Below are 23381 nucleotides of genomic sequence, written 5' to 3' on the forward strand. Positions count from 1 at the left end.
ACGGGGCTGCTGAGCACGGACGCGTACCGAATCCGAGGCCCCGGGACGGGGCCTCGGCTGTGTGCGATCAGGCCTCGCCACCCGGTGGGAGGACCGATGACCGCACGACGCCACTACATCACCACGACCATCCCGTACGTCAACGCCCGCCCGCACCTGGGCTTCGCCCTGGAACTCGTCCAGGCGGACACCCTGGCCCGCCACCACCGCCGGCGGGGCGAGCGGGTACGGCTGGTCAGCGGAACCGACGACAACTCCCTGAAGAACGTGCTGGCCGCCGAGGCGGCCGGCGTCGACGTGCAGACGTTCGTCGACCGCAACGCCGACGCGTTCGCCGCGCTGCGCGGCCCGCTGGCGCTCTCGCTCGACGACTTCATCCGCACCAGCAGCGACCCGCGCCACCGCGTGGGGGTCGAACGCCTGTGGCGCCGCTGCGCCGCCTCCGGCGACCTGTATCGCAGAGCGTACGAGGGTCTGTACTGCGTGGGCTGCGAGCAGTTCTACACCCCCGGCGAACTGGTCGACGGACGGTGCGCCGAGCACGGCACCGAACCGCAGCCCGTCGCGGAGGAGAACTGGTTCTTCCGGCTGTCCCGCTACGCCGACCGCCTGCACCGGCTGATCTCGGACGGCGAGTTGCGCATCGAGCCCGCCGCCCGCCGCAACGAGGTCCTCGCCCTGATCGAGGGCGGCCTGCGCGACTTCTCCGTCTCCCGCTCCCGCAGCCGCGCCCGAGGCTGGGGCATCCCCGTGCCCGGCGACCCCGGCCAGGTCGTCTACGTGTGGTGGGACGCCCTGGGCAACTACGTCACCAGCCTGGGATACGGCACCGGTGACACCGCCTACGACCAGTGGTGGGCGACCAGCGAGCGCCGCGTCCACCTGGCCGGCAAGGGCGTCGTACGCTTCCACGCCGTGTACTGGCCGGCCATCCTGCTGTCGGCCGGGCTCCCGCTGCCCACCGACATCCTGGTTCACGGCTACCTCACCGTCGACGGGCGCAAGATCAGCAAGTCCGCCGGCACCACCGTGGACCCGGTCGCACTGGCCGACACCCACGGCACCGACGCGGTGCGCTGGTGGCTCCTGCGCGAGGTGCCCCGGGTCGGGGACGCCGACTTCACCGTCGACCGTCTGACCGCGCGCGCCGACGCCGACTTCGCCGGCGGACCGGGCAACCTCGTCCACCGCATCGTGACCATGGTCCACCGCTTCCGCGGCGGTACGGTGCCCGCCGCCCCGCCGCCCTCCGGCGAGCCGGCGCTGGCGGACGTCTGCCGCAAGGTGCCGGGCCTGGTCGACGCGGCCCTGGCCGACTACGACTTCCGGGCCGCGATCCGTGCCGTCTGGAACGTCGTGGAGGAGGCCAACCGCTGTATCGACACCACCCGGCCCTGGGAACTGGCCCGGCGGGAGCGGCAGGGCGACAGGGAAGCGGCGGAGCGGCTCGACACCGTCCTGGCCGCCCTCGTCACCGCGTGCCGAGTGCTGGCCGGGGAACTCCACCCCTTCGTCCCCGATGCCGCCACACGGATCACCGCACAGCTGACCCCGGTCGAGGGCCGGCTGCCGGCGGCACGGCCGCTCTTCCGGCGGCTGCGGGAGGATGCGCGGCCGGGATGACAGCCGCCCGAGCCGGGGGCGCGAGGGGGTGCCCCCGGTCCGCGCGGGGGGAGGCGGCGGACGGGGCGTCAAGTCCGTTCCGGAGCAGCCGCTCCAGGGCGATCGGCGCCCGATGGCGCGCTCAGTGTGCGGCTGCCGGTGTGCGCCTGGCCGGGTGGTTGACGCCGACGGGGCGATGAAATTACTTTTCGGGGTATGAGTGGGAGGGAGAAGGAAACTTTCATTCACGGTGTGCGGGTGACGCCCCCGGTTCCCGCCGCGCCGTCTTCGCCGACGGCCGTTGCCCAGGAGTGAGCATGCGTCAACTCGACCTCTTGGTTGTCGTCGTCTATCTGGTGGCGATCGCCCTGATCGGACTGCGCCTGGCGGGCCGGCAGACGACGGCGAAGGACTACTTCGTCGGCGAGGGCCACATGCCCTGGTGGACCGTCTCCTTCTCCGTGGTCGCCACCGAGACCAGCGTGCTCACCGTCATCAGCCTGCCCGGCGGCGCGTACAGCGGGCAGGGCTTCGGCAACGTCGAACTGGCGCTCGGCTACGTCATCGGTCGGGTCGTCGTCGCGACCGCGCTGATCCCGCTGTACAAGCGCGGCGGCTTCGTCAGCGCCTACCAGTACCTCGGCAGCCGGTTCGGGCTGAAGCTGCAGGGGCTCGCCTCGGTGACCTTCGTCTTCACCCGGCTCCTCGCCGAAGGAGTCCGGTTGTTCGCCTCCGCCATCCCGATCAAACTGCTGCTCGACGAGTTCGGCGTGCACGCGAGCTTCCGCGTCATCATCATCGTGCTCACGGTGATCACCGTCGTCTACACCTACCTCGGCGGCATCAAGGCGGTCATCTGGACGGATGCCATCCAGATGGGCCTGTACCTGGGCGGCGCCCTCCTCGCCATCGGCGTGCTCGCCGGACACGTCGGCGGCGACGGCTTCCAGCGCGCCCTGCACGCGGGCCGGTTCACCCTCTTCGACACCGACTTCGGCCTCGCGCACATCCTCACCAGCCCGTTCGCCCTCCCCACCGCCATCATCGGCGGCGCCATCTTCGCGATGGCCAGCCACGGCTCCGACCAGCTGATCGTCCAGCGGGTGCTGGCCACCCGCTCGCTGCGGGACGGCCAGAAGGCCATGATCGCGTCCGGTGTCTTCGTCACGGTGCAGTTCGCCGCGTTCTCCCTCGTCGGCGCGCTGCTGTGGTCGTACAACCAGGGCAGGACCTTCACGGAGCTGGGACTGACCAGCTCCGACAACCTCTACCCGGACTTCATCCTGCACGGGCTGCCCGTGGTGGTCTCCGGTCTGCTCGTGGCCGGCATCCTCGGCGCGGCGATGGGGTCGCTGTCCTCGGCGCTGAACTCCATGTCGAACTCGACGGTCGCCGACATCATCCACAGCTTCTTCCGCGGCGAGCCCTCCGAGGAGTTCCTGCTCAGGCTGGCCCGGCTGATGACCCTGGTGTGGGCGGTGCTGATGGCCGTCTTCGCCTGCGTCTTCAGCACCAGTACCGGAAACGTCTACCTCACCGGTCTGACCATCGCGGGCTACACCTACGGCGCGCTCCTCGGAGCGTTTCTCCTCGGCCGGATGGTCCGGCGCGCGACCGAGCCCGACGCGGTCGTCGCGTTCCTGGTGACGGTCGGCGTCATGACGTACATCGTGCGCGAGGTCAAGATCGACGTCCGTACGGCCGGTACGGCCGTGCCCACCGCGATCGCCGCGCAGTGGCTCGTCCCCCTCGGTGTGGCGGTCACCCTGGCCGTGGGCGGTGTGGCCAGCCTGTTCCACCGGGCACCCGGGACCGTACCGGCCCCGGTGGGCGACGGCGGTCCCGACCAGCCGGCGGCGGCCGTCGCCCAGGAGTGACGAGGAAACCTTCGCGGCCCCTGTACGACGACGGCCCCCCGGGAGGATTCATGCACCAGCCGCAGCCGGTCCCGGCCGCCGCCCGGCGCGATCCGTGCCAGGAGGCGCCATGCGGGTGATCGGCCTGATGTCGGGCACCTCGTTCGACGCCATCGAAGCCGCGGCGGCGGACCTCACGCTGGACGGCGACAGCCTGCTCCTGCGCCCCCTCGGACACCTCTCCGTCCCCTACCCGGACGACGTACGCGACCTGATCGCCGCCACCCTGCCGCCGGCCGTGACGACCACGCGGGACGTCTGTGTCCTGGACACCGGTATCGGCCGGGCATTCGCCGACGCCGCGGGGCGCGCTCTGCGCGAACTGTGCGACGGCACCGCCGATCTCGTGGTCTCGCACGGCCAGACCCTGCACCACTGGGTCGAGGACGGCACGGTCCGCGGCACCCTCCAGCTCGGCCAGCCCGCCTGGATCGCCGAGGCGACCGGCCTCCCGGTCGTCTCCGACCTGCGCAGCAGGGACGTCGCCGCGGGCGGCCAGGGCGCACCGCTGGTCGCCATGACCGACACCCTGCTGCTGTCCGCGCTGCCCGGCACCCCCGCCGCACTCAACCTCGGCGGCATCGCGAACGTCACCGTCCTCGCGCCCGGCGCGGCTCCGCTGGCCTTCGACACCGGCCCCGCCAACGCGCTGCTGGACGCGGCCGTACGGCACTTCACCGAGGGCGCCGCCGCCTACGACGAGGGCGGACGCCGGGCCGCCGGGGGCCGCGTCAGCCCCGAACTGCTGCGCGTCCTCCTAGACGACGCCTACTACCGCAGGCCCGCCCCGAAAAGCACCGGCAAGGAGCACTTCCACCTGCCCTACCTGCACCGGGCGCTGGCCGCCGCGCCGGTTCCCGCCGTCGGCGACGTCCTGGCCACGCTGACCCGGCTGACCGCCGTCACCGTTGCCCAGGCGTGTCGCACCCACGGCGTCACCCAGCTCGTCGTCTCCGGCGGCGGCACCCGCAATCCGGTGCTGATGGCCACGATCGCCGAGGAACTGCCCGGCGTGCCCCTACGCCGCAGCGACGCCCTGGGCCTGCCGTCGGACGCCAAGGAGGCCCTGGCCTTCGCCGTCCTGGGCTTCCTGACCGCCCACGGCCTGCCCGGCGCCCTCCCGTCGGGCACCGGCGCCCGACGGGCCTCGGTGCTCGGCAGCATCACCCCCGGCCGGTCGCCCCTGCGCCTGCCCGAACCCGCCGTCCAGCCGCCCCGCCTGCTGCGGATCACGCGCTGACACCGCCGAGTTCACACGGCCGTCGTGGTGACGTCCGCTCGCCGGGCGCTGGTTGTCACCTACGGCCGGTGCAGTGGACCACCGTTGTCCCAGGCGCGCGCCGGACGGCCGGGCGGTACGTCGGTCCGGTCGTCCCCGAACCGTTCGTGAGGTGGATGTACATGGGGTACGCCCGCATCCGGGGAGCCGCCCGGCGCTCCGCTCGGGTCCGCGCACGACTCGCGGCGGGCGCCGTGCTCGCCATGACGGCGTCGGCCCTGCTGCCCGGCGCGGCGCGGGCGGGCTCCGCGCACGGCCAAGTGACCGAGCGGTGGACGACGCGGAGCCCCGCTCCCGGAGTCCTCGTGCGCACCGGTGTCATCCAGCGCCCCGGCGTGGAACATGCCTGGACGGTCACGGTCCAGGCGCCGAGCAGCACCCGGTGGACCGCGAACGATCCGGACGCACCCGCCACCTGGGCCGAGGCCGCCACCCGCACCTGGGCCCAGGACACGGCGCGCGAGCTGACCGCGGCCGGCCTCCGGCCCCGGGTGGAGCCCGTGCGGTGGCCCCGTTACGCCGACACTCCGCACGGACTGATGGGGTACCGGGTCCGGGTCGGCCGCTTCGCCACGCAGGAGGAGGCGAGGACGGCCGCCTCGGCGGTCACCGCGGCCGGGTTCCACACGGCCCTGTCCTGGACCGGGTACGACATCCAGGAGCCCGCCGACCGGGAGAACGTCCATGTCGCCGTGATCGACCCGAAGACCTTCGACGGGGTGGTCGAGGCCACCCATGACGGCAACGTGGCACAGCGCGAGACGACCTCGGCGGTGGCCCGGAAGCTCGGGTCGCTCGTCGGAGTCAACGGCGGCTTCTTCGTGCTGGCGCCGGGCGACGGCGTGCCGGGCACCGTGTCCGGGATCGGGGCCTACCGGGGCGAGCTGGAATCCATGGCGGCCGGCTCCCGCTCCGCCCTGATCATCGGGGACGGCGGTCACGACGTCCGGATCGCGGACCTGACCAGCACCGTCACCGCCCGGGCGGGCGAGGCCGGCTACCGGATCCAGGGCATCAACCGGGTGCCCGGCACGGTCCGGGACTGCGGCCGGCCCGGCGGCACGCCCAGCGAGCTGCCCTGGCAGGACGTGACCTGCCGGCTGGCCGATGACCTGGTCCTGTTCACCGCCGCCTTCCGCGCCGGCCTGCCGACGGGGCCCGGAGCGCAGGCCGTGCTGGACGCGTCGGGCCGCGTGGTCTCCGCCGGCGCGCGCGGCGGTCGCGTCCCGGCGGGCGGACGGGTGCTGCAGGGCATCGGCAGGGCGGCCGACTGGCTCACGGCGCGCGCCGAGCCGTACAGCCGTATCAAGCTCGGCGAGGACGTCCGTACCGCCGAGGGCAGGCGCATCGCACTCCGCGCCGACGACTCCGTCGTCAGCGCGGCACCGACGCTCGTGAAGGACGGCCATATCGACATCGACGCCGCCGCCGAAGGCGTGGTCGACCCGGCGTACACATCCTTCGGCTACGCGTGGGCCAACGTCCGCCAGCCGCGCACCTTGGCGGGTATCGACGGACGCGGACGGCTGATCCTCGCGACGGTGGACGGACGCCTGAAGAACGGGAGCGAGGGTTTCACCCTCTACGAGGCCGCCGCGTTCATGAGGTCGCTCGGTGCCGTCCAGGCGATGAACCTCGACGGTGGCGGGTCCACCGCGATGGCCGTCAACGGCCGTCTGGTCAACGAGCCGTCCGATGCCGCCGGTGAGCGCGCGGTCGGTGACACCGTGCAGGTCCTGCCGGCGGATCACTGACAGCGGCCGATGCCCCACCGCGGGCCGCGGGCGGGCCGCGACGCGCCGGCGGTACGGGCGCGCAGGGTGTGAAGTTGGCCCCCGCGTGGCCCGCCGTCCCGGGACGGGCGGGCCAACGCCTCGAAGGGCGTCGCCGCGGGGTAACCGGAACCTACGCTTCCGTCCGTGAAAAGGGAAGAGCCGTCTCGCCTCGGCCCCGGACACGCGCCCACGCTTCCGGAGCCCGCGGTCCGGCGGCGGGCCGGGAGTAGTCGCTCACCTGCGTGTTCACTCCGCGTCGGTGCGGAAAAAAGGGATATAGGGGACGTGTGTCGTCCGCGGTCACGTGACCTGTCACCGGTCACGCATCCGGAAGCCGAAGGGGCGAGAAGTCCACGTCGGCCAACAGGGTGCGGGCCGCGGGGGCCTGCGCCCCCGCGGGAGAGTCCGCGGTGTCCCAGACGTGCGGGCTCGCCGTCGGCCCGTTCAGGGGGGACCAGCCCGGATCCCCCGTGGTGGCGAAGTCGACCCACGCCCCCATCATGCGCCGGGACAGCTCATGGTCCGCGGCGTCGGGGCGACCTCCGACGAGGAACTCGGCACTCTTGCGGTCGAGAGTGCCGAAGGCGAAGGGGACGTCGGCGCAGTGCCAGGCGCGCACCACTCCCTCGGGGGCCTCGCGGTGGCGGGCGAAGCAGGACGTGAACGTTCGGCCACCGGCCTGTGCGTGCCGCTCCGCCAGCCGCCTGGTGTACTCGCTGAACAGCAGGTCGCCGAAGATCGCGAGGTAGACGTCGAGGACCGCGGCGGCGGGCATCAGCTCCCGGTATCCCGGCACCACGGCTTCGGGGAGCCGGAAGTCCTGGGCGAACCTGGCCAGTTGTGCGTCGGTGGTGACTTTCGCGGTACTGCCGACGGCGTCCATCAGCCAGCACTCCTCAGTGGTGTGGGACACCAGGAGGTCCACCGCCCTCGAAGTTCCGGCGGCCCGCCCGGACAGGGGGTCGCCGGGCAGGATCTCCCCGTCGACGACCGGACCGTAGATCACCGGGTTGTAGTGGCGGGGCCCGGAATCCGGATCCCGCCGGTAGCCGTCCACGACCCGATCGGAGGCCGCGACCAGCGCGTGCGGGGTCGCGGACGTCAGCTGCGCGGCGGTGGCGGTAATGCCGGCCGCCTCGGCGACCCTCCGGGTCGTCTCGGCCGCGAGTTCCGTCGAGTAGCACGGGCCGACGGCGCTGTGCGCGATGACCCGGCGGAACAGCCCGGCCGCCCGGTCCATCGCCATCAGACAGGCGGCCGAGGTCGCCCCGGCGGACTGCCCCGCCACCGTGACATTGGCCGGGTCTCCGCCGAAGGCGGCGATGTTCTCCCGCACCCACCGCAACGCCGCGATCTGGTCGAGCAGGCCCCGGTTCTCCGGGTACGGGGGCTCGGCGCCGGCCGGAATGTGACCGAAGCCTTCGAAACCGAGACGGTAGTTGAAGGTCACCACCACCAGCCCGGCACCAGCCAGGGCGGTACCGTCGAAGTCGGGCTGCGCGGAGGAGCCGAAGGTGTAGGCGCCGCCATGGATCCACACCAGGACCGGCACCTGGCCCGCACCGGATGCCGGAGTCCAGACGTTGAGTGTCAGGATGTCCTCATCGCCGGGCGACCAGGACGGCGCCCCCGGAAGCCACGCCGACTGCGGGGCCACCGGTCCGAAGTGCCCGCACTCACGGACACCCTGCCACGCCTCGACCGGGCGCGGCTCTCTGAAGCGGTTGGCCCCGAAGGGCGCGGCGGCGTACGGAATGCCGAGGAACGCCACGACATCGGGGGCCGGCCGATGGCCCCGGACCGAACCGTCCTTCGTCCTGCGGACATCCACGGGCTCCCCCCCAGCACACGCGACATGGTCGGCTGCCCGGAGCGCCACCGGCTCGGACAGTGTGTCTGACACGGCTCCCAGCCTGCCAGGGGGTGTCCGTCCGAACGCGGCCGGGTCGCTCCTGACCCTCCGCCAGGTCCTCGGCGTCCGCGCGGACCTGACGCGGCACCACTAGGCGTGCGGCGACCAGAAGGCGACCAGGTGTCCACTGCCGTGCTCAACGGCCTTCCAGGAGCCGCTGAAGGTGAGCACGGCGATCGCGGAGGTGGGGAAGCCGCTGCGGTTCATCCGTGCCAGCAGATCGCCGTCGACCTCGCCCGCGAGGGCATCGGCCAGCGCGTGCATCCCCGGGTTGTGCCCGACGACCACCAGATCGGAGACGTCGTCGGGGACCTCGTTCAGGACAGCGATCAGCTCGCCGAGCGATGCCTCGTAGAGACGCTCGTCGTGCACCGTCCTCGGCCGCTGGGACAGCTCGGGCTGCACCAGCTTCCAGGTGTCGCGGCAGCGTACGGCCGTCGAGCACAGGGCCAGGTCGGGGACGACGCCGGAGCCCGCGATCCAGCGGCCGGTCACGGGCGCGTCCCGGAGGCCGCGTTCCGAGAGGGGGCGCTCGTGGTCGTCCTGGTCGGACCAGTCGGCCTTGCTGTGGCGCATAAGGACCACGCGCCGCCGGATCGTTTCAATGCTCATAGCGGCCCATCCTCGCGCCTGAACAGCCTTCCACCAGGCCGAACGGCGCCGCATTCATCCGGGCGGGCCAACTCGGTGCGCACATCGGGCCCACGTTCACCAGCCCGGGTCATGGGTGATCGGGTCGATGCGGCCGTCGCCGCAGGGCGTGTGTGCCGGTGCCGGGTCGGAGAGGCGGCTCTGGATGTCGCGGATCGCCCGTCCGAGCCGAGCGGTGCGGGGCTCTTCGCTGCGCAGCAGGCGGGCGACCAGCTCCGCGGGCGCGTCGCGCGCGGCGGACTCCAGTTCGTCCAGTGCGGGATCGGCCTTGCGCATGAAGCCTCCGGGACAGTACGGCGGGGTGGGTGCGGGAGTGTCGGCCTGCCAGGTGATGTGGGCGCTGGATCCCCGGGGGCGTCCGCTCGGGCTGCCGACGGGGTTGATCTGCCCGAAGATAGCACCGTAAGCTCTCGGCTGGCTACTGAGCGTAGTCCCCGCGTGGCCGACGCGGTGAGGCCGACGGTCGGCCCGGCCGGGAGGGCGCCGGACAGCGCTCTGCCCTGGGATACAGCGCTCTGCCCCGGGATCAGGAGCCCGCGGGCCCTGTCCCCGGGTCACAAGCCCGCCCGGCGACGCCGAGGCAGTCGCCGGCCGCCGTCCGGTACGCCGCCGGGCAGGGCCCCCGTCCCCGGGACGGGCCCCGGCCGAGGCTCCCGGGCGGATGCCGGGGGCGGGTCCCACGGCTCCGTGTCCGGGCACGCGACCGGCACACGGTTGAGGAGGAGTGATGGACACCCTGCACCGTCGCACCGACCGCCCCACCGCCCCGGCACCGGCGCACACCGGTGCCCGCGTCCTGGTCAGCGATCTCGACGGCACCCTCCTCGGCGGCGACGAGCGCGCCCGCCGGAGGCTGCGGCACGTGCTGGCCCTGCACCCGGACATCACCGTGGTCTTCGCCACCGGCCGGTCCCTCTCCTCCGTGCGCTCGGTCCTCCGGAGCGACCCGCTCGTGCCGCAGGCCCGCTGGATCGTCGCCGACGTCGGCGCCAGCGTCGTCGACGGCACCACGCTCAGCCATGTCGGCACCCTGGAGGCCCGCCTGCGCGCCGGATGGCCCGGCACCCGCCGCGTACGCGCCGCGCTGCGGGGCTTTCCCGGTCTGGCCCACCAGGACGGCGTCGTCCAGGAAGGGCGCTGCTCCTTCTACCTGTCCCCCGAGCACCTGACCGGAGACCTGAAGGCGGCCGTGGCCGGCCTGGGCTGCTCGTGGACCTATTCCGCCGGCCGCTACTTCGACGTCCTGCCCCGCAACGCGAGCAAGGGCACGGCCGTACGGGAACTGGCCCGCATGCTCGGCTGGCCCGCCGGCGCGCTGCTGGTAGCGGGCGACTCCCTCAACGATCTCTCGCTCTTCGCCCTGGGCGCCCATGGCGTGATCATGGGGAACTCCGAGCCCGCGCTGGCCGCGTCCGCACCGTCCGGAGCGCACGTGCACCGTCCGGAACTCGACGGGGCGGCGGCGATCCTGTCCGCCATGGAACACCTGGGCTGGATCAGCCCGGCCGCACGCGTGGTCATCGGCTACCACCGACCGCCCCTGCACTGGTCCGACGGCCGCTGGCGGGCGCCCGCCAGCCCCAACGGCATCCTGCCCACCCTCACCGCCGCCCTGGCACCGCACACCCTCGCCGAGGGCACCGTGTGGGCGGCCGCACTCGTCACCGGACAGCCCGCCGCCCGGGACACCCCGGCGCCGCCGCGCACACCCCCGGAACCTCCCACCGCACTGCCCCTGGCCCTGCTGCCCGTCGCGTCCGGCACCTGGGCGGGCTACTTCCACGGCGCCTGCAAGGAGACGCTGTGGCCCGCCCTGATGTCCCAGCCCGACCTCATCCGCCACGACCCGCGGCACTGGGCCGACTTCGAGGAGGTCAACGCCGCCTTCACCGACCACATAGACGCCCATGCCGCGCACGGCGCCACCGTCTGGCTGCACGACTACAACCTGTGGCTCGTGCCCGGCCTCCTCAAGCCGCGCCGCCCCGACCTCAGCATCGGCATGTTCCACCACACCCCCTTCCCCGCCCCGGACACCTTCCGCCGCCTGCCCGCGGCCGACCAGCTGTGCGCCTCGCTCACCCACCTGGACTGGGCCGGATTCCACACCGCCGCCCACGCCCGCCACTTCGAACTGCTCCTCGCGGACGCCCCGAGTCCGCCCCGGGTCGGCGTCCACCCCCTGGGCATCGACCGCGGCGCCGTCGAAGCCCAGGCCCGACGGCGCGCGGCACGCCGCCGCCGGAGTGACGGCGGCCAGCTGGTCCTCTCCGTGGAACGGCTCGACTACGCCAAGGCCCCGGTGCACAAGGTGCGGGCCCTCGCCGCCCTGCTCGACCGCGCGCCGGACCTGCGCGGCCGCGTGCGCTTCCGGCTGATCTGCCCGCCGCCCGAACCGGGAATCCGCGCCTACGAGACGACCCGCAGGGAACTGGAGAAGGCGATCGCCGAAGTCAACTCCCGCTGGGCCACGACCGCCTGGCAGCCCGTCGACTACATACCGCGCTCGCTGCCCTTCCCGCAGATCATCGACAACTACCTCGCGGCGGACGTGTACTGGGTGACGTCCCTCGCCGACGGGATGAACCTCACCGCCCAGGAGTACGTCGTCTCCAGACGGGCGGCCGGGCACAGCGGCGTCCTCGTGCTGTCCCGGCACGCCGGAGCGGCGGAGCACCTCGGCGAGGCCGCGCTGCTGACCGACCCGGCGTCACCCCGGAGCCTGGTCGACACACTCCACCGTGCCCTGACGATGAGCGGACCGGAACGCCGCCGCCACAGCGCGCGGCTCGCGGCCCGGCTCAGCACGCCCACCCCGGCCGAATGGGCCCACGCCATCGTGCGCACGATCCCCGCCTCGGGCTGAAGGCGGACCGGCACAGTGGCGCGGGCCCGTGCGGTGGCCCTCAGAACCGGGAACTCACCAGGTGACGGGGAGGTGGAGCGGGAACCGGCGGATGGTCTGGGTGTCCCACGGGACGTCTTCGGCGGCGATGGCGAGCTCGAGGTCCGGGAACCGGGCGAGCAGACCGGTGAGCGCGGAGTCGAGTTCCGCCCGGGCGAGCGGTGCGGCGAGGCAGTGGTGTCCGCCCCAGCCGAACGTCATGTGCGGGTGGGTGGGGCGTTCGAGGTTGAGGTCGTGCGGGGTGGGGAAGATGGCGGGGTCGCGGTTGGCCGTGAGGTAGGACACGTGGACGTACTCGCCCGCCCGGATGAGGGTGCCTTCGACCTCGGTGTCCTTGAGCGCGATGCGCGGGATGCCGACACCCTTGCGGAACGGGATGTAGCGCAGGAGTTCCTCCAGCGCGGCGGGGACGCGTTCGAGGTCCTGGACGAGCGCGGCGCGCTCCTCGGGCCGGGTCAGCAGCAGATAGGCGATGTTGCTGATCTGGCAGGTGGCGGTGTCGTTGCCGCTGAGGATGAGGGTGACGGCCAGGACGGCCAGCTCGTCGTCGGTCAGCGGGTCCTGGCCCTCGGGGGCCGGCGCGGTGGCCATGGTGCTGAGCAGGTCCTGCCCCGGATTGCGGCGGCGCTGCGGCACCATCTCGGCGAAGTAGGCGCGCAGCCGGGCCTTGGCGTCGGCGGCGTCCTGGCGGGCGTCGGGGTCGGTCGACAGCAGCCGCATGGTGAGGGTGCGGAGCTCGTCGCGGTCGCCTTCGGGGACGTCGAGGAGTTCGCAGATGGTCAGGTGGGGGAGGGGCACCGAGAGGTGGGTCACCAGGTCGGCGGGCGGTCCCGCGTCGGCCATCTTGTTGAGCAGGCCGGACACGACGCGGTCCACGGCCGGCCGCATGGCGTTCACCCGGTCGCGGGTGAACGCCAGGGCAGCGACGTGCCGCATCCGGGTGGAGTGCGGCGGGTCCGTCACATTGATCGACTCCGGCGAGACGATGGGCTCCGGCGTCATGCGCGGGTAGTCCCGACCGACGATCGCTGCCCGGCTGAACTGCGGGTCGATGGTCACCTGGCGTACTCCGGCGAAGCTGGTGACCAGCCACGCCTCGGCCTCGCCGTAGGGCAGCCGGATCCGGCTGACCGGGCCGCGCTGGGCCAGGGCCTCGAGCGCGGGGTCGAACTCGAGCGCGTCACTGAAGTCGAAGGGGCAGGCGACCACTGACTGGTTGTGGGACGGCATACGGGATCCTTCGCTGCGGGGCAGGGCGGAGCGAGCGCCCCGGCAGCACGACGTGCCTCGTGCACCGGTGCCCGCCAGCGCGAGCATGGCACGCACAGGCCACGGCGGCCGTCGGGCGCTCCGGCGGGCCCGGCCGAGTCGTCCGAACGGATGCGGATCCGCGTCCACGCGCCGGCGCCGTGGACAGCGCGCGCCCGCAGGCTCCCCAGTGTCTTCGGCCGCCCGCAGCTGGTGGCGGTCCATGCCCCCGGGTGACAGCCGGTGGTGCAGTACCCCGTGGCCGAACCGGGCCCGGCGGAGCCGGTGTCGCTGGAAACGGTCACCCTTCGTCTCGACGCACTCTCCCATCCGGTACGGCTGCGGCTGCCGCGCACCCTGGCGCGCGGCCCCCACACCACCGGCGAGCTGGCCCACGTCTGGGAACTCTCGCCCCCGGAGGTCTCCCGCCACCTCGCCGTCCTGCGCCGCGCGGGCCTGCTCACGGCCCGGCGGAACGGCCGCCACGTCCGGCAACCCTCGACCTGCCCGGCCTGACGGCGCTGGGCACCGACCTGCTGGCGGCCGTACTGCGCTGAGCCGCACCGTGCGTCGGTGCGACCGGAGTGGAACACAGCCGTCCCCCAGCCGCGCGTGTCCGGCGCCCATGGGCGCGGACTCCGCCACCGTGTAATCGGCATGACCGGGCCCCGGCCTGATCAGGCAGTGGCCGGGGCCCGCGGCGAGGGCCCGGGCGTCGACGGCGCGGGCCCTTCCGGGTGTCATACGTGCGGGCGGCGGCCCTTCTCCTGGTGCGGGAAGGTCTGGTCCGCCCCCGGCAGGGTCGGCTTCGGGAGCGTCTCCACCTCCTCCTTCGCCTTCTCCAGCTGCTCCGCGGTGTCATCGGGCAGCCGGGGCGGCCGAGGACGGCCGTCGCGGAACCGGAAGGCGCTGGTGAAGTCGCCGAAGGCGGTGCGCCGCCAGTCGCTGATGTTCGGCTCCCGCACCCCGGTGAACCGTTCGAGGAACCGCAGCGCCGAGGTGTGGTCGAACGCCTCCGAGGCGACCCATCCGCCCACGGTCCAGGGCGAGATGATGATCGCCGGAACACGAAAGCCGCCGCCGATCGGCAGGCCCTGGATGTACTCGTCCGGCGTGCCCGCGGGCGCGGTGGGCGGGGGCACGTGGTCGAACAGGCCGTCGTTCTCGTCGTAGTTGAGGATGAACGCGGTCTTGCGCCACACCTTCGGGTTCGACGCGATCGCCTCGATCTTCGATGCCACGAAGTCGGCGCCGGCCGCCGGCAGGTAGTCGGGGTGCTCCGACTGGTAGCTCGTCGGCATGATCCAGCTCACCGCCGGAAGCCGGTCGTTGCGGGCGTCGTCCTCGAAGGTGCCCTCGGGCTGGGGGCGTACGCCGCGCTCGTACAGGTCGGAGCCGGGCCGCGCGTTCTTGAACGCGGCGAACTGCTCCAGCATGTTGCAGCCGTAGTCGTCGTCCTGCTGGTACACCTTCCAGCTGACCCCGGCGGCCTGGAGCCGTTCCGCGTACGTCGTCCACCGGTACGGCGTGGGCGCGGTGTTGCTGATGATCGGACCGCCCCGGGTGCCGCCGGGGTCGATGGTGCCGGTCATCCACATCAGGCGGTTGGGCCAGGTGGGGCCGAACACCGAGCAGAAGTAGTTGTCGCAGATGGTGAAGGTCTCGGCGAGCGCGAACTGGAACGGTATGTCCTCGCGCGTGTAGTAGCCCATCACATAGGGGCCGTTGACCCCGTCGGCCTTGCGGTGTGCGGGCAGCCACTGGTCCATCTTGCCGCCGTTCCACGCCTGGTGCTGCACGGACCAGGCGTGGCTGGTGGACGGGATGGCCTGGGCGCTGGTCGTACGGGTGTCGAGGTGGAAGGGCAGCAGATAGCCCCTGGGGTTCACGGCGTCGGGCTGGTAGAAGACGCTCCGCCCCGTGTCGAGGGCGAGGGCGTTCGGGTCGTCGAAGCCCCGGACGCCCGACAGGGTGCCGAAGTAGTGGTCGAAGGACCGGTTCTCCTGCATCAGCATCACGACGTGCTCGATGTCGCGCAGCGAGCCCGTGGCGGGCGGCCCGGCGGCGACGGCCTTCTGGACGCTCGGCGGGAGGAGCGAGAGGGCCGCCGCGCCACCCAGCGCGCCCGCGGCCGAACCCAGGAGTCTACGGCGTGTCAACTCAGCCATGACGGCCCCTTCTTGAGAGGAGAAGCTCTGTCGGAAGCACGGCCGGCCCGGCCGGAAGGCGGGCCACCGCTTATCCTTCGCCCGTCACCGCGGGGCGCATCAGGGATGGGCGGTGAACATGCGGCCAACGTGCGGGAAGGGCTTGGCCAAGCCGTGACCCCCCACGCCCGGACGTCGCACGGCTGTTGCCGTCCGTTGAGAAACACCCGGCGGGTGCGGGGATTCGGGCGCGCGCCCGGGCGGACAGGTCCCCTCCGCGCCGGCCGCGTGCTCAGCCGTACCGGCGGAAGAGCGCGACGAGGTACCGCTCAAGGCGTTCGGTGAGCACGGCCGGTGTCAGGTCCGCCCTGCCGAGCTCCCGCCACGGCTCGGCGACCTTCTCCGCGTCCGGCGCGTAGGCCAGCGCGTCCAGCACCCGCCAGTACAGGTGGTCGGCGGGGTCGTCACTGAGCAGGCCGCCGGCGGCCGCGTAGTCGTCCGCCAGCCGCATGCCGGCGCGTACCCCGTGCAGCAGAGCGAGCGCGGTGGAGCAGTGCGCCACGTCCAGGTCGGCGGGTCCCCAGGACGTCTCCACCCAGTCCACGACACCCGTGACGGCCAGGTCGTGCCCTTCCCCGCCGAAGAGCACGTTCCCGGGGTGGAAGTCACGGTGCAGGAAGCGGGGCCGGTACGGCGGGGGCGGACGGCGGATCACCTCCACCGCGCGTTGCCACACGTCCGGCCGGCTCGGGCTCCCGGGAAGCCTCACCCGCTCCGGACCGGTCCACGCCTCGTAGTCGCGCGGCCGCGCGGCCTCCGGGACGGACAGCCCGTGTATCGCGACCAGTTGCGCGGCGAGCAGCTCGCTCTCCCGATCGAGGTCCGTCCCGTCCAGCCGGAGACGCCCCGGGAGCAACGACATCAGCAGCGACGGATGGTCGCAGTGCTCTGCGTCCGCGTCGACGCCATGAAGACGCGCGGCCGGCACGTTCGTGCCGGCGAGCAGCCGCAGTACGTCCGCCTCCCGCGTGAGCAGCCCCCACGCGTGCTTCACGTAGAACGGTTTGACGAAGGACCGAAGCACGAGGGAGTACGGTTCGTCCGCTCCCGCGACCTCGATGCGGCGCATCTGCGAGGTCCAGCCGCCGCGCAGTCCCACCACGGCATCGATCCGGTCCCCGGGCCGCAGGCTCCGCTCCACCCACGCCCGGGTACGCGCCCACCCCGCGGCATCCGCCCCGGTCGCACCCGTCGCCGCACTCCCGCCCTCAGCCATGACAGCAGCCTAGTGATCGCGAAGGGCCGCCCCGGTGCCGTTCGAGAAGCTGGTCGTCAGTCGTGGGAGGCCATGAAGCCCAGCATGCGGCGGTTGATCTCGCTCGCGTGCTCGCCGCGCAGCCCTTCATCAGCGACCCCGATGCCGCCGAGGGTGCCTTGGTCGCACTCCTGCGCCAGGCGGAGGAGCGCGATCTGCTCCGCCCCGGTACGGACGGGCGCGAGGAGGCCGTCGGCCTGCTCGCCATGTCGGCCGGGCTCGGCACCGGCGTTCTCGTCGGCCAGCGCAGCGCGGAGGCGGCCGCCGCGGTCCTGAACCACCAGCTGGACCGCATCTTCCGGCAGGACTGAGGCGGCGCCGGCGGTCGGCGTGGGACGATCCACCGGTGACTTCGCACATCGACCGCGACCGCTCCCTCGAACAGCTGGAGCGCGACCGCTGGCCGGACCCGCCGGGTGACGCGACCCGGCTCGTGGCGACCGCGCACGCGCTGCGGCGCAAGCCCCTCGGCGAGTTGACGGTCGCGGACATGCGGCTGCTGATCGGCCAGAACGTGGGGCTTGCCCACCTTTTGCCGCTGGCGTTCGAGGTGCTGCGAGCGGACCCGATGGCGGAGGGCGACCTGTACGCGGGCGACCTGCTGGCCGCCGTGCTCAGCCGGGGCGGCGAGGTGTGGAGCGCGGTACCCGAACTCGGGCGCGAGCTGCGCCTGATCGTCTCGGAGCCGAGTGGCCTGCCGCTGGACCTGAAGCGGGCGGCGGAGCGTTTTCTGGCCCGGTAGGCGGCGGGCGCCCTACTCGCTGTGCACGATCTGGATCAGGTTGCCGCAGGTGTCGTCCAGCACCGCGGTGGTGATCGTGCCCATCTCCAGCGGTTCCTGGGTGAAGTACACCCCCAGTGCGCGCAGTCGGTCGAACTCCGCCCGGACGTCGTCCACGGCGAAGGAGGCGGCCGGGATGCCGTCGTCCACCAGTGCCGTCTTGTACGGCCGTACCGCGGGATGGCCGGAGGGTTCGAGGAGCAGTTCGGTGCCGCCGGGTTCCTCCGGGGAGACCACGGTCAGCCACCGGACCGTGTCGCCCAGCGGGACGTCGTGCTTCTTCACGAAGCCCAGCACCTCCGTGTAGAAGCGCAGCGCTTTTTCCTGGTCGTCGACGAAGACGCTGGTGAGGTGGATCCTCATGGGGTGTCCTCCGGTGCGTGAGGGCTGAGCCACCGGGTGACGATGCGCTCAAGCGGCTCGGTGGTGAGGTCGTGGAACTTGAAGCGGCCCTGGCGCCTGGTCCGGATCAGGCCCGCGCCTTCCAGTACGGCGAGGTGCTGGCTGATCGCCTGCCGGGACGAGCCCAGACCGTGCTTGGTCGTCAGCCGCGCGCATATTTCGAACAGGGTCTGACCGTTCCGCTCCGTCAGCTCGTCGAGGATCTTTCTGCGGGTGGGGTCGGCCAAGGCCTTGAAGAGGTCGTCCGGCACCTCCTCACCATAGGCAAGTGCCGGCTTGCCTATCAAGTCGGGCGGGCTCAGGAGGCCCAGGTCTCCCCGCCCTCGCGGTCACTTTCCGTACGCGGTGCGGCGGACGCGGCGGAAGTGGCTGGGGCCGGCGTACGCCATGGCCGCCGTGCGCGGTGGCTGCGGTGGGGCGGCGACGGGGGAGCGGGCCCGTACCAGGCCGCTCAGCAGCGTGGTCAGCGTCGCGCGCGCCGCGTCGGTGCCCGCCGGGCCGGGCTGCCGGGAGAGAGCCCGGGCGGTGTCGAGACGGGCGAGCAGCAGCCGGGCCTGCGGGGCCGGGGCGGGAGCGACGGCCAGGGACGGCAGCCGGGGGAGGTGCGGGTGGTCGAGCAGGCCGGCCCAGGGGACGATGAGCACCTGGCAGTCGGTCGGCGCCGTGTACCCGAACTGCCGGTGAGCCCGTCGGAGGTGCGGTGGGCGGGCAGGCGCAGCTGCCGTACCTGGGCGAGATGGCCGAGCCGGTGCCACCACCGCTCGTGTCGTGCGCAGCTCCTGCCGGTGCGCGTGGTTCAGGGGCACTGGACGTCCGGTGCCGCCCGTCCGCCGTGTCCGTCGCCGCATCCTGTGTCACGGATGTCCCCCGTGGTGGCACCGGCGTTCGTTCCGGCGCCCGTGTGGCACTTCCCGCGCCGCTGTCCACGCGATGAGCGCGTCCCGCGGATACCGGGGGCGGCTCATGACATCGTGTGCCGTCCCCGATCCCGCACCCGAGGGAGCCCTGCCGTGAACCCGCCCCTGCTTTCCCCCTCGCTGGCCGATGAGACCGGTGTGCGTGCCGAGTTGACGGCGACGGCCGGCGGGCTCGTGCCCCTTCTCGCCGGGCAGGCGGCGGAGGGCGAACGGTTGCGCAGGGTGCCGGACGAGGCCGCCCGTGCCCTGCGCGAGGCGGGCATGTTCCGTCTCGGCACACCGCGCGCCTTCGGCGGCTTCGGGGCCGGGGTGCGTACCTGCATGGAGGTGACGGCCGAACTGGCCCGAGGTGACGCCTCCGCCGCGTGGATCGCGACGATCTACGCCGGGGGCAGCCTCGTCGCCTCGCTGATGGACGACCAGGCCCGTACGGACGTCTGGGGCCGGGACCGGGACACGGCGGTCGCCGCATCACTGACCCCGTCGGGCGGCGCGGTCGCCGCCGAGAACGGCGATCTCGTCGTGACGGGCCGGTGGGGCTGGGCCTCGGGCATCGACCACGCCGGCTGGGTGGTCCTGGCGATCGCCCCGAGCGCGGCGGACCAGCCGCCGGTGATCGCCCTGGTGCCGGTCGCCGAGGTGACGGTCGAGGACACCTGGCATGTCGCGGGTATGGCCGGCACCGGGAGCAACTCCCTCGTCGTCGACCAGGTGAGGGTGCCGGCCCACCGGACGCTCAGCATGGGAGGTGTCCTGGCCGGTGCCTACGCCGGCCGCCACGAGGGCGAGCCCCGCAACGCCGTCGCGGTCTCCTCGATGCTCGCGCTCACGGTCGTCGCCCCCATGCTGGGCATGGCCGGGGCGGCCCTGGAGCTGGCCCTCGCCACGGCGGCCCGCAAGCCGATGGCCCTGACCGTCTACGCGCGCCTCGCCGACTCGCCCAGCGTCCAGCTCGCCTTCGCCGACGCGGCTTCCCTCGTCGACACCGCCCGACTGCACGCCTACCGGGCCGCCGACGACCTCGACCACGCCGCCGCCGAGGGCCGGGAACTGACGGTCGGTGAGCGGGCCCGGGTCCGTATGGACACCGCCGTCGCCGCGATCCGCAGCCGCGAGGCGGTGGACCGCCTCGTCTCCGTGTCGGGTGCGAGCGCCTTCGCCCTGGCCAACCCCCTCCAGCGGATCTGGCGCGACCTGGGCACCGCGTCCCGCCACGGCGTCGTCAACCCCGACCTCGGCCGGGAGATCTACGGCCGCAGCCTGCTGGGCATCACCGAGCAGCCCACCTTCCTCGTCTGAGCCGACGGACGCGAACGGGGCGGAGACGGCGGACGGGTCACCCCGAGGCGAGCGCCGGGCACATGACGTCCCGTCAGTGATCGCTGCGGTCACCCCCCGATCCTGTCGCGAGCCTTGACAGGGGCGGCGGCACGGATCAGCCGTTGGCAACGTTGTCAGACAACGTTTCCAGCAGTCCTTCGACCGCGTCGACCTCGTGTGGGAACAGGCCTACGCGGCACGGTTCGTGGTGCAGGTCTCCTCCGACGACTCCACCTGGACCGATGCGAAGACCGTCGACAACACCGCCGTACCCCTGCCTTGCGACAACGGCGACGCCAGTCTCCATGTCGCGGAGTTCACCGCACGGACCAGCCGGTACCTGCGGATCAGCTGCGGCCTGCGCAACACGAGCTGGGGCAACTCGCTGTGGTCCCTGTCCGTGATCGACAGCCGGAACCCGGGCACGGACCTCGCACGGCACCGCACGGCCACCGCCTCGACCGAGGACCACGACCACCCGGCCGCCCACGCCACCGACGGCGGCCCCGGCACCCGCTGGTCCCCGCAGTACGAGGACCACCTGTCCCACCCGGCCTGGCACAGCACGGTCTGGCAGACGTGCGACTACGACTTCGACGTCAACGGCACCTACTACGGCGCCCGCAGCGCCTGCGAGCCCCTGCATGTCCAGGCGGACCCGCTGAAGTGGCAGGTCCTCGCGGTCAACCACACCGCCACCGCGATGAAGGGCGTCACGGTCACGGCCCGCGCCCACGACCTCGCGGGCCGCCCCCTGGGCACCCCGAGGTCCGCGAGGCTCGACATCGCCCCGTCCTCCACCGCACCGGCGTTCACCGCCGGACGGCCGGACGACGTGCCCGCCCTGCACCTGCTGCGGCGCACCCTCGAAGACAGCGGGGGCCGGGTGCTGTCCCGCAACACCTACTGGCGTCACCGCACTCCGGAGGACATGAGAGCGCTCAACACGGTGCGGCAGGTCAAGCTGTCGGTCTCGGTCACGAGCCTCTCCCGCACGGGCCCCCGTCACCAGCTGACCGCCACCGTCCGCAACCGCGGCCCCGCCGTCGCCGCCATGGTCCGTCTCTCGCTGCTGGACGGCCGGGGCGAGGGCCGCGTCCTGCCGACCCTGTACAGCGACAACTACCTGTGGCTCCTCCTCGGCGAGTCGCGCACGGTCACTCTGTCCTGGCCCGCCGAGGCCCTGCGCTCGGGCCGCCCGGCCCTGCGGGCGCAGGCCTACAACAGCGCACCGGCGAGGGCGCGTTCCTGACTTCGTCCCCCCCATCCGCCGTCCTCGGCGAGTCGCCGGATGCCCACCCTCGCGGCGGGCCGGGTCGAGGTCGAACCTCGTCTCCGAGAGTGAAGGCCCGTCCGCCGGTCCCGGGGCCCGTCCCCTCTGTCCCGGGCCCCGTCCCGCCGGTCCGAAGCTGCCGAGCGCGGTGCGCACCGCCGGGACGCGGGGTGGAGCCGGCCCGGCTCTCGGAGGGGCCGCCGCGCTCGCCGTGTCGGGATCGCGGTCACCCGGTCCGCGCGGCCCCCCTCACCCCGGCCGGAACCGGCCACCGATCCGGGCTATTCTGGCCGGCGTACCTGGACACGGGGTGCCCCCGCACGGGGGCTGAGATCACACCCGTTGAACCTGAACCAGTTAGGACTGGCGGAGGGATGTCGTATGTCGTTGCCGTACGCCCATGAAGAGACGGCCGTCGCCGAGGTGCGACGCGTCTTCGACGGCCGGATGCCGGCGGCCCCCGGCGATCTGCGGGTGGAGACGCGCGGGATCACACCGGTGCCCGAGGACGCCCGCTACGGCGGTCCCCGGCGCCTCTTCACCGTGTGGTTCGCCCCGAACCTGACGATGACCGGCGTGTTCAGCGGCACCGTCGGGGCGGCCCTCGGTCTGGACTTCGCCACCGCCTTGCTGGCCGTGGTGCTCGGCACCGTGGTCGGTGCGGTGCCCACGGCTTATCTGGGGACCTGGGGAAGCCAGACCGGAGCGGGCCAGCTGCCGCTGGCGAGGCTGGCCTTCGGCCGGGCCGTGGCCCTGCCGGGCGCTCTGCAGTGGCTGTCGTCCATCGCCTGGGACGCGCTGATCGGCCTGTTCGGCGGGGACGCGCTGGCCCAGCTGTGCGGCTGGCCCTTCTGGCTGGGTGTCCTGGTGATGCTGGCGGCCCAGGGGGTGCTGGGCGTGATCGGGTACGAGGCGATCCACCGGTTGCAGACGGTGATGACCTTCGCGCTCGCCGTCGCGTTCGTCGCGTTGGCGGTGAAGCTCGCGCACGGCACCCAGCCCACGACGGCCACGACCGTGCACGGCGCCGATCGGGCCGGCGCGTTCGTGCTGACCTGCGCCATCGCTCTGAGTCTCGCTCTCTCGTGGGCCCCCTACGCGAGCGACTTCAGCCGCTACCTGCCACGAACGGCATCCCGGACGCGCATGTTCTGGTGCACCCTGCTCGGTGTCGGCGTGTCCTTCGTCGCGGTACAGGCGCTCGGCCTGTGGGGGGCCGCGCAGTTCACCGACCAGAGCGCCCGTGGTGTGGACCGGCTGCTCGGCGGCGGTGCGCTCGGCGCGTTCGGGCTCCTCGCGGTCGCTCTCGCGGCGCTGTGCAGCAACGCCATGAACGACTACAGCGGGTCGCTGGCGCTGCAGACCGTCGGCGTGCGGGTGCCGCGGCCGGTCGCCGCCGCGCTCGCCGCGCTGCTCGGGTTTCCGCTGGTGCTGTGGATGCACGCCGCCGACACGACGGCCCGCTTCCAGAACGTGCTGCTGTTCGTCGGCTACTGGATCCCCGCGTTCGTCGCGATCGTGATCGTCGACTGGGCGGCCCGGAAGAGGGCGCGCGGCGGCCGGCCGATCGACCTGCGGGCGGAGGAGGCGGAGCCGCAGCCGTGGTGGCCGGCTCTCACCGCCTTCGTCGTCGGGTTCGCCGCCGCGGCGCCGTTCATGAGCACCAGCCTGTACGTGGGTCCGGTCGCCCGGGCCCTGCACGGCGCCGACCTCGCCTACCCCGTGGCGTTCCTCGCGACCCTGCTCGTCTACACGCCGTTGCGGATGCCGCGCCGGACCTGACCGAGCCCCGCCAGGGGCACTCGGGGTGCGACGCGGAACGCCCCCCCCAGAAGGTGGTCCGCGAGGTCCCCGGATGCGACGGGCTCGGTGTGCCCGTCGCCTCACGCGCGTCGCCCCGGACCGCTGCTGCGGTCCGGGGCGACGGGTGTGAGCGGG

Annotated in this window: 17 protein-coding genes, 3 pseudogenes and 1 riboswitch; of the genes and pseudogenes, 11 read left to right on the forward strand and 9 right to left on the reverse strand. The window is 73.0% G+C overall.

The window, feature by feature from the left end:
- Positions 1 to 96: 96 nt before the first annotated feature.
- From ACF073_RS22760 to ACF073_RS22775, 4 genes are all read left to right on the forward strand, one after another.
- Positions 97 to 1623, forward strand: a complete 1527-nt coding sequence (locus ACF073_RS22760; RefSeq protein WP_392072707.1) for a methionine--tRNA ligase — start codon at positions 97 to 99, stop codon at positions 1621 to 1623.
- 296 nt (positions 1624 to 1919) lie between these two features.
- Positions 1920 to 3479 (forward strand): sodium:solute symporter, encoded by a 1560-nt coding sequence (locus ACF073_RS22765; RefSeq protein ID WP_392072709.1) that lies wholly within the window; start codon positions 1920 to 1922, stop codon positions 3477 to 3479.
- A 109-nt stretch (positions 3480 to 3588) separates the two neighbouring features.
- Positions 3589 to 4758 carry an anhydro-N-acetylmuramic acid kinase gene (locus tag ACF073_RS22770; protein WP_392072711.1) on the forward strand — a complete coding sequence of 390 codons (1170 nt, stop codon included), beginning with the start codon at positions 3589 to 3591 and terminating at the stop codon, positions 4756 to 4758.
- 161 nt (positions 4759 to 4919) lie between these two features.
- A complete protein-coding gene (locus ACF073_RS22775) occupies positions 4920 to 6551 on the forward strand; it encodes a phosphodiester glycosidase family protein (protein WP_392072713.1) in 1632 nt (543 codons plus the stop codon).
- A 340-nt stretch (positions 6552 to 6891) separates the two neighbouring features.
- Here ACF073_RS22775 and ACF073_RS22780 read toward each other — a convergent pair whose 3' ends face one another.
- From ACF073_RS22780 to ACF073_RS22790, 3 genes are all read right to left on the reverse strand, one after another.
- Positions 6892 to 8403, reverse strand: a complete 1512-nt coding sequence (locus ACF073_RS22780) for a carboxylesterase/lipase family protein (protein ID WP_392072715.1) — start codon at positions 8401 to 8403, stop codon at positions 6892 to 6894.
- 171 nt (positions 8404 to 8574) lie between these two features.
- Positions 8575 to 9096, reverse strand: coding sequence for a SixA phosphatase family protein (locus ACF073_RS22785; protein ID WP_392072717.1), 522 nt, complete (start codon positions 9094 to 9096; stop codon positions 8575 to 8577).
- Between the two features lie 96 nt (positions 9097 to 9192).
- On the reverse strand, positions 9193 to 9411 hold the full coding sequence (locus tag ACF073_RS22790; protein WP_392072719.1) for a hypothetical protein: 219 nt from the start codon (positions 9409 to 9411) through the stop codon (positions 9193 to 9195).
- A 451-nt stretch (positions 9412 to 9862) separates the two neighbouring features.
- Between ACF073_RS22790 and ACF073_RS22795 the strand changes: the two genes are divergently transcribed.
- A complete protein-coding gene (locus ACF073_RS22795; protein ID WP_392072721.1) occupies positions 9863 to 12001 on the forward strand; it encodes a trehalose-6-phosphate synthase in 2139 nt (712 codons plus the stop codon).
- A gap of 54 nt (positions 12002 to 12055) precedes the next feature.
- On the opposite strand, the gene ACF073_RS22800 is transcribed toward ACF073_RS22795, so the two are convergent.
- A complete protein-coding gene (locus ACF073_RS22800) occupies positions 12056 to 13270 on the reverse strand; it encodes a cytochrome P450 (protein WP_392072723.1) in 1215 nt (404 codons plus the stop codon).
- A 201-nt stretch (positions 13271 to 13471) separates the two neighbouring features.
- Between ACF073_RS22800 and ACF073_RS22805 the strand changes: the two are divergent.
- Positions 13472 to 13845, forward strand: a pseudogene (locus ACF073_RS22805) (metalloregulator ArsR/SmtB family transcription factor); the annotation flags it as partial.
- 183 nt (positions 13846 to 14028) lie between these two features.
- Here ACF073_RS22805 and ACF073_RS22810 read toward each other — a convergent pair.
- Complete coding sequence (locus tag ACF073_RS22810; protein ID WP_392072725.1) at positions 14029 to 15456, reverse strand: alkaline phosphatase family protein; 1428 nt, start codon at positions 15454 to 15456, stop codon at positions 14029 to 14031.
- Between the two features lie 271 nt (positions 15457 to 15727).
- Positions 15728 to 16711, reverse strand: coding sequence for a phosphotransferase family protein (locus tag ACF073_RS22815; protein WP_392072727.1), 984 nt, complete (start codon positions 16709 to 16711; stop codon positions 15728 to 15730).
- 110 nt (positions 16712 to 16821) lie between these two features.
- Between ACF073_RS22815 and ACF073_RS22820 the strand changes: the two are divergent.
- Positions 16822 to 17061: pseudogene (locus tag ACF073_RS22820) on the forward strand (TetR/AcrR family transcriptional regulator); the annotation flags it as partial.
- A 35-nt stretch (positions 17062 to 17096) separates the two neighbouring features.
- A complete protein-coding gene (locus tag ACF073_RS22825) occupies positions 17097 to 17492 on the forward strand; it encodes a contact-dependent growth inhibition system immunity protein (RefSeq protein ID WP_392072729.1) in 396 nt (131 codons plus the stop codon).
- A 12-nt stretch (positions 17493 to 17504) separates the two neighbouring features.
- Here ACF073_RS22825 and ACF073_RS22830 read toward each other — a convergent pair whose 3' ends face one another.
- From ACF073_RS22830 to ACF073_RS22840, 3 genes are all read right to left on the reverse strand, one after another.
- Positions 17505 to 17894, reverse strand: coding sequence for a VOC family protein (locus tag ACF073_RS22830; protein ID WP_392072731.1), 390 nt, complete (start codon positions 17892 to 17894; stop codon positions 17505 to 17507).
- Positions 17891 to 18184, reverse strand: a complete 294-nt coding sequence (locus tag ACF073_RS22835; RefSeq protein WP_392072733.1) for an ArsR/SmtB family transcription factor — start codon at positions 18182 to 18184, stop codon at positions 17891 to 17893. Before ACF073_RS22835 ends, ACF073_RS22830 begins: the two co-directional genes overlap by 4 nt.
- Before the next feature lie 78 nt (positions 18185 to 18262).
- On the reverse strand, positions 18263 to 18577 hold the full coding sequence (locus ACF073_RS22840) for a hypothetical protein (protein ID WP_392072735.1): 315 nt from the start codon (positions 18575 to 18577) through the stop codon (positions 18263 to 18265).
- 366 nt (positions 18578 to 18943) lie between these two features.
- Here ACF073_RS22840 and ACF073_RS22845 point away from each other — a divergent pair, with 366 nt between their 5' ends.
- From ACF073_RS22845 to ACF073_RS22855, 3 genes and pseudogenes are all read left to right on the forward strand, one after another.
- Entirely contained in the window at positions 18944 to 20149 is a 1206-nt protein-coding gene (locus ACF073_RS22845; RefSeq protein WP_392072737.1) for an acyl-CoA dehydrogenase family protein, read from the forward strand.
- A 172-nt stretch (positions 20150 to 20321) separates the two neighbouring features.
- A pseudogene (locus ACF073_RS22850) lies at positions 20322 to 21422 on the forward strand (hypothetical protein); the annotation flags it as partial.
- A gap of 317 nt (positions 21423 to 21739) precedes the next feature.
- Positions 21740 to 21835, forward strand: a riboswitch (TPP riboswitch).
- Positions 21825 to 23225: a purine-cytosine permease family protein gene (locus ACF073_RS22855; RefSeq protein ID WP_392072739.1), complete on the forward strand. Its 1401-nt coding sequence runs from the start codon at positions 21825 to 21827 to the stop codon at positions 23223 to 23225. Its footprint overlaps the riboswitch before it by 11 nt.
- Positions 23226 to 23381 lie beyond the last annotated feature (156 nt).

Source organism: Streptomyces sp. NPDC015171, from assembly GCF_043079545.1.
GTDB lineage: Bacteria > Actinomycetota > Actinomycetes > Streptomycetales > Streptomycetaceae > Streptomyces.

Coding starts and splice junctions, on each gene's coding strand:
- ACF073_RS22760 (WP_392072707.1), top strand. CDS start 97: ATGACCGCACGACGCCACTACATCACCACGACCATCCCGTACGTCAAC.
- ACF073_RS22765 (WP_392072709.1), top strand. CDS start 1,920: ATGCGTCAACTCGACCTCTTGGTTGTCGTCGTCTATCTGGTGGCGATC.
- ACF073_RS22770 (WP_392072711.1), top strand. CDS start 3,589: ATGCGGGTGATCGGCCTGATGTCGGGCACCTCGTTCGACGCCATCGAA.
- ACF073_RS22775 (WP_392072713.1), top strand. CDS start 4,920: ATGGGGTACGCCCGCATCCGGGGAGCCGCCCGGCGCTCCGCTCGGGTC.
- ACF073_RS22785 (WP_392072717.1), bottom strand. CDS start 9,096: ATGAGCATTGAAACGATCCGGCGGCGCGTGGTCCTTATGCGCCACAGC.
- ACF073_RS22790 (WP_392072719.1), bottom strand. CDS start 9,411: ATGCGCAAGGCCGATCCCGCACTGGACGAACTGGAGTCCGCCGCGCGC.
- ACF073_RS22795 (WP_392072721.1), top strand. CDS start 9,863: ATGGACACCCTGCACCGTCGCACCGACCGCCCCACCGCCCCGGCACCG.
- ACF073_RS22800 (WP_392072723.1), bottom strand. CDS start 13,270: ATGCCGTCCCACAACCAGTCAGTGGTCGCCTGCCCCTTCGACTTCAGT.
- ACF073_RS22810 (WP_392072725.1), bottom strand. CDS start 15,456: ATGGCTGAGTTGACACGCCGTAGACTCCTGGGTTCGGCCGCGGGCGCG.
- ACF073_RS22815 (WP_392072727.1), bottom strand. CDS start 16,711: ATGGCTGAGGGCGGGAGTGCGGCGACGGGTGCGACCGGGGCGGATGCC.
- ACF073_RS22830 (WP_392072731.1), bottom strand. CDS start 17,894: ATGAGGATCCACCTCACCAGCGTCTTCGTCGACGACCAGGAAAAAGCG.
- ACF073_RS22855 (WP_392072739.1), top strand. CDS start 21,825: ATGTCGTTGCCGTACGCCCATGAAGAGACGGCCGTCGCCGAGGTGCGA.